General features: G+C 64.9%; 1 protein-coding gene. It reads left to right on the plus strand.

The genetic code is table 11. The annotated features are described in order from the left end of the window. Positions 1-561 (plus strand): adenosylhomocysteinase (locus ADK65_RS36565; protein ID WP_199825768.1); only part of this gene is annotated, 561 nt, incomplete at both ends.

The raw sequence follows: 561 nt of genomic DNA on the forward strand, positions 1-561 counted from the left end.
ACCGGTGTGCACCGCCTGTACGAGATGCAGCGCGACGGTGTCCTGCTGTTCCCGGCGATCAACGTCAACGACGCCGTCACCAAGTCGAAGTTCGACAACAAGTACGGCTGCCGCCACTCCCTGATCGACGGCATCAACCGTGCCACCGACGTGCTGATCGGCGGCAAGACCGCGGTCGTCTTCGGCTACGGAGATGTGGGCAAGGGCTGCGCGGAGTCGCTGCGCGGCCAGGGCGCCCGGGTGATCGTCACCGAGATCGACCCGATCTGCGCGCTGCAGGCCGCGATGGACGGCTACCAGGTCGCCACCCTCGACGACGTCGTCGAGACGGCCGACATCTTCATCACCACGACCGGCAACAAGGACATCATCATGGCCTCGGATATGGCCAGGATGAAGCACCAGGCGATCGTCGGCAACATCGGCCACTTCGACAACGAGATCGACATGGCCGGCCTTGCCAGGATCCCCGGCATCGTCAAGGACGAGGTCAAGCCGCAGGTCCACACCTGGACCTTCCCCGACGGCAAGGTGATCATCGTCCTGTCCGAGGGCCGCCTG

Source organism: Streptomyces sp. NRRL B-1140, assembly GCF_001280065.1.
Lineage (GTDB): Bacteria > Actinomycetota > Actinomycetes > Streptomycetales > Streptomycetaceae > Streptomyces.